Genomic DNA, 4,942 nt, shown 5'->3' on the forward strand with positions numbered 1-4,942 from the left:
GAGAGAGGTATCACTTATACTAATAACAATTAAACTAGTTTAATTGTTATTAGTATAAGTGATACCTCTCTCCTTTACCTCATTCCTTTCTCTCCTTTTAGACTTTTACCTGATCTTTTTTCACCACCACACATCCCCAAACTTATCCACACAGATATTATACCTAATTTTTATAATTAAACTCATATTGCTATATACTTTTCTAATATAATTAACTTTAAGGAGCAAAATATGATTTTCAAAAACAAATATTTAGCTTTAACATTACTCTTCAGTTTGCTTAGTTGTGATTTCTTCTTGACTGAAGAAATGAAAAGCAAATCTGCAGGATTACTTGACAAAGTAAACTCCATAATGCTGGGTACTAGTAATAAAGATATCAAAAACAATTCTAATAACAACAAATCCTTAGAAAAACATCTACCTAAAATTAAAAGAAAAAGTAAAAAAATTAGATCACCTAAACCCAAACAACCTGAATTACAAAAAGATATATTATTGATGTCACATTCTATGACAAAAGATAGTCTATCTGAACATGAAAATATTACTATCAAAACTGCTGACACAAGTCAAAATAAAAGTTATTCTAATAATAACATTATTGATAATAGTTTAAATATTGAACATCAATCAAATATTCTTAAAGGAAACAATCAAACTCCTTTAACTGGATTAAACGGCGAATCAAATAATATTCAATACGATTATACTTATCGTTCACACTATGATTCAAAACCAATAACAATATCGGGTTCATATTCTGGCAGTTCCATGACAACTGAGGAAGATGAATTTGAAGAAGATGAAGATAAAGAAGAAAGACTAGAAACTAGACTGGATAACATATACAAATTTAAATTAAATAAGAGTATCGATAGTGTCCAACAAGCACTTGAAATAGCTAAACAAATAAAAGACGATTGGAATAAAGTTGAGTTTTATAAGATCAAATTAACCCCTATATACGGAAGAAGAGCCGAAGAACATGAAAAACAAAAAGCAAGAGAAGAACTATCTAAATTCACAAAAGATAAATTAGAAGCAGATCTTAAAGAACTTTTAAGCAAAATTGAAAAAAGTTTAAACAATACTATATCACTTATTACCTTTGTTGACAAAGAATACGGTGGCAATCTGCAAAGTGACCTGTATGCAAAAACAAAATTAGACAAACTCAAAAGCGAAGTAAGTTCTTTAATTACAGAAGTTCAAAAAAATCAGCATAGCAATCACCAAGCATATCCTTCATCATATCAAAATTCCAGAACATACCAATCATTACAAAATCCATACTCAATACTTCAATCAGTAAAAGACTTACTTAACAAAACAAATATTGTTGCCAGATAAATAAATATTTTATATTTACATAAAATAAAGGAAGATAGGTTGTTGATCTATCTTCTTTTATTTTAAAAACTCAATATAATAGCACAAACCAAATAATATATCATAATATGTTTTTATTTTGATTTTGTTAATAATAATAATAATAATAATAATAATGAAAGTTAGGGTTGGAAGGTTCCTCTGTAATTTTGTGATTTGTTAATTAATAAGATTGTATTAAGTTAGAATTAAATGATAAAATGAACAAAATTATAACAATAAAAAATAAAAATATCACACAATTTTATCTTGAGATTGGTCTACCTCATCTTCCTTAATTTCAAGAAATAAACTTGAACACTTACTCTATGTAATCCGTTCATAAATACTCTTCCAACCAGTAATTAACAAGAAAACATCTTCCCTAGATATCCAACAAAGAACAAGATAAGCGTTTCCTTTGAAAAAGGGTATTCTTTAGAATAGATTGCAGTAGATTAAATGCTTAATCAATCTTTATTAAGTGATAAACTATTGAAATATCAGGCACGCTTACAAAAAAACTCTAAAGTCATCTGTAACTAACATAAAATTAAAGCTTAAATGAAAGTAACCAAAATTTTTTTAAATATAAATAAAAATTTATAACAAATAAATCCATACTTATAAATAGTATTCGTAATACTACATCTATAGTACATAAGTCTTTCTTATCGCTATAGTTAATGAATCCAAAGCGCTCACTTACTCCCTCAATTATTGATATTTAATTTTTTCTTTTTCATTTAATAAAAAGAAGACAACCTAGACACATTTCCAAGATTGCCTCCTACCTTCGCCAAATTTATTTATTTTATTTTTATTTCGCATTATTATTTAGTTGACTATGAAACTGATCCTTTTGAATCTCTTGCTTTATCTATTTTTCCTTTTGCTTTTTCAATAACATTCTTTACTGTCTTCTTAATTACTTCTTCTATTGCTCCCAATAACTTATTTACCGCTGTTATTCCCGCTGATTGTACTGCTTTATTATCGTTACCACTATGTGAAGCTAACTTACCATCTTTAACCAATGAGCGTAATGCTATCCCTCCTGCTACTGCACTTGCTAAGACTGCATCCTGTGCTAAATTATTAGCAGTAGATCCCCCTTTAGCAAAAGAAATTGCACTCGTATTTGCCCCTGCATTGCCTCCTCCTACTGCTGCATCACTTTCTCCTGATTCAACTATCGATGCTAACACTGCCTCTCCACTCACTGCTGATACTATTGTTGCTGCTTCGGAACCTGATGATCCTCCTGAATTAGTCGTTATTGTTAAAACCTTAGCTCCATTTTTTGCATTAGTCCCTCCTATTGATGCGTCAGCCAATGTTCCCGAACTTTTTTTTGGTTTCTGTAACCCCTTCTTTAATAGCTGTATCCACTAGTCCTTTTAACGCCTTATATACTTTCTTTAATTCATTTTCATTTGCTGCTACTCCGTTTTGTTGAGAGGTCACCTCAACCACCTTATTAGCATCACCTATATCCTTTAAAGAATCCAAATATCCTTTCAATGCACCTAAAACTTCCCTGGCTGTATCAACTGCAACTCTAATTGGATTATTTGATGCATTGCTTTTATCATCACCTTCTGTTGACTTTTTTGCTACTTCTTCTAATTCGTCTGATGCATCTCCAAGTCTCTTACCTAGATTGCTAAAATATTTTCCTACTTTATCCCGAATTGTATCTTTAGTAATAGTAAAGCCCAAAACATCCGAAACTAACTCCAAAAAAGCATAAAAGGCATTCTCAGCACTCCTCCCAACTTCCATCATTGCCCCCACTTATCCACTCCCAGAGCCATTCTGTTTCCCTGGTTCCTGTTCTTGTTGTCCACATCCCATAATTCCAATAATCATCATAATAACCAAAAACTTCTCTTGATAATCTTCTTCATCTTCCCAATACCTCCTCTATTATAATAATTAACGTTTATTTCTCTAATTCCTCTCATCATTTTCCCTCCTTAACGAACCCTTTAAAAAAACTCTCTCTATCTTTAAACCCATTGATCAAGACTCCCTTCTCTCTCTAAATAAAATCTTCTCCCTTGAATAAGCTTAAGAAGAGAAATAAAAAAGCAAGAAAAGAAGAAAGGATTAAAGGGAGAAGAAAGAGAGAAGAGAGGAATTATTTTAGGAGAGTAGTTAGAAGAAATAAAAGAAATTGTTAGAGTAGTGTTAAAAGGGAATGAGGGAGATTCTACTGCGACAAAGACTGGAGATGATAAAAATCAGTTGGCAAGTTGCTTGGTAAGAAAGATGATACAACAAAAGCAATAGTAGCATCGGATAGTGCAATAAATAAAATGAATGATACATAAATGAACAAAGAATTAAGAAAATGAGCTTATCATAGAATATTCAACAATAACACACACAAAAATTATTACTATCAACTTCAATTAATCCTTAATAACAATAGTCATATACTTTATCAAGATCATAAATTGACACAACTAAAACCTGCACCCTTATCTTCAATACCATATTTACTGCTACTAAAATACCAAAAAGGAAAACAACTCCATTGAATAAAAAAAGAAGTGTTTTCCTTAATTATCTTTATTTTTTAATTATAAGTTATTTATTTCCTATTAACTCTCATTATTTTTTAGTTTCAGAATTGCTGCCCTTCTCAGAACTTACAGGACTATTGTTAGCATTAATCTTCATTGCTTCTCTCAAAGCACTCAGTCCTCCATCAATTGTTTTTCTTATTGCTATCGTTAATGTATCTAATGCCTTAGTTACTGCACTTACTGCTGCTCCTTTAACTTCACAGGTGCATACTCATCAGCACCACTCTTAGAAGCAAATTTACCATTCTTTGCCTAAGCTCTTCTAAATAAGCTCTCCTCACTAATCTCATCTAACTTCTAAAAAAGTTACTCGGTCTAAATCCTTATCTCTTCTCTTCTTTAAAATATTCTTCCTCTTCTTTGATGATTCCTTTCTTCTTTTATCTTCCCTTTCTTCTCTTTTTATAAGTTCCCTTCTCTCCTTTAATTAGTCTCTCTTTCTCTTTTTAACAACTTTACTTCAAGAGCAAAAACGCAATAAAAATGAATAAATAAAAAATGAATGAAATGCACACATGATAAATGAATCACACTCAATTATCATAAAATATTCAAAAATAACACATACAAAAATAAAAAGTACTTATTACTCTTAATAACAACTTCACTTAACTCTTATTAAAAATACTAATAACACATCAACAATTGATTTACTTCCTTAATTTGAGGAAGTAAATCAATTAAATAAAAAAAGAAAATACAAATCTCAACTAAACGCAATCTCATAAAATAAAAAAAGGAAAACAACTCTCATACAGAGAAAAGTTTTCCTAAATTTAGTTATATATTTATTTCTATTGTTATTAACTTAAGCTTTAAGAGTTGTCTTATCAGAAATTACAGGAATATCATTAATATTAATTTTCATTGCCTCTTTAAGTTCATTAAGTCCCAAGTCCATTGTTTTCCTTATTGCAATAGTTAACATATCTAATGCCTTAGTAACCGCACTTACTGCTGCTCCTTTAACTGCAGCA

The 4,942-nt window shown here is 30.0% G+C and carries 2 protein-coding genes and 3 pseudogenes; 2 read left to right on the forward strand and 3 right to left on the reverse strand.

The features are described from left to right. Positions 1–231 precede the first annotated feature (231 nt). Entirely contained in the window at positions 232–1,353 is a 1,122-nt protein-coding gene (locus tag U881_RS0107415) for a hypothetical protein (RefSeq protein WP_024653821.1), read from the forward strand. A gap of 863 nt (positions 1,354–2,216) precedes the next feature. On the opposite strand, the pseudogene U881_RS11130 reads toward U881_RS0107415, so the two are convergent. Continuing rightward, positions 2,217–3,246 (reverse strand): annotated as a pseudogene (locus U881_RS11130) (variable large family protein). 294 nt (positions 3,247–3,540) lie between these two features. Between U881_RS11130 and U881_RS13880 the strand changes: the two are divergent. After that, positions 3,541–3,635 (forward strand): annotated as a pseudogene (locus U881_RS13880) (variable large family protein); the annotation flags it as partial. 355 nt (positions 3,636–3,990) lie between these two features. On the opposite strand, the pseudogene U881_RS12905 reads toward U881_RS13880, so the two are convergent. Both U881_RS12905 and U881_RS12910 read right to left on the reverse strand, forming a co-directional pair. Continuing rightward, positions 3,991–4,217, reverse strand: a pseudogene (locus tag U881_RS12905) (variable large family protein); the annotation flags it as partial. 556 nt (positions 4,218–4,773) lie between these two features. Next, a partial coding sequence (locus U881_RS12910) for a variable large family protein (protein WP_038364061.1) occupies positions 4,774–4,942 on the reverse strand: 169 nt, incomplete at its 5' end.

It is taken from the genome of Borrelia persica No12, assembly GCF_000500045.1.
Taxonomy (GTDB): domain Bacteria; phylum Spirochaetota; class Spirochaetia; order Borreliales; family Borreliaceae; genus Borrelia; species Borrelia persica.

Excerpts from the sequence above, each read along its gene's own strand:
- U881_RS0107415 (WP_024653821.1), top strand. The coding sequence starts at position 232 with ATGATTTTCAAAAACAAATATTTAGCTTTAACATTACTCTTCAGTTTG.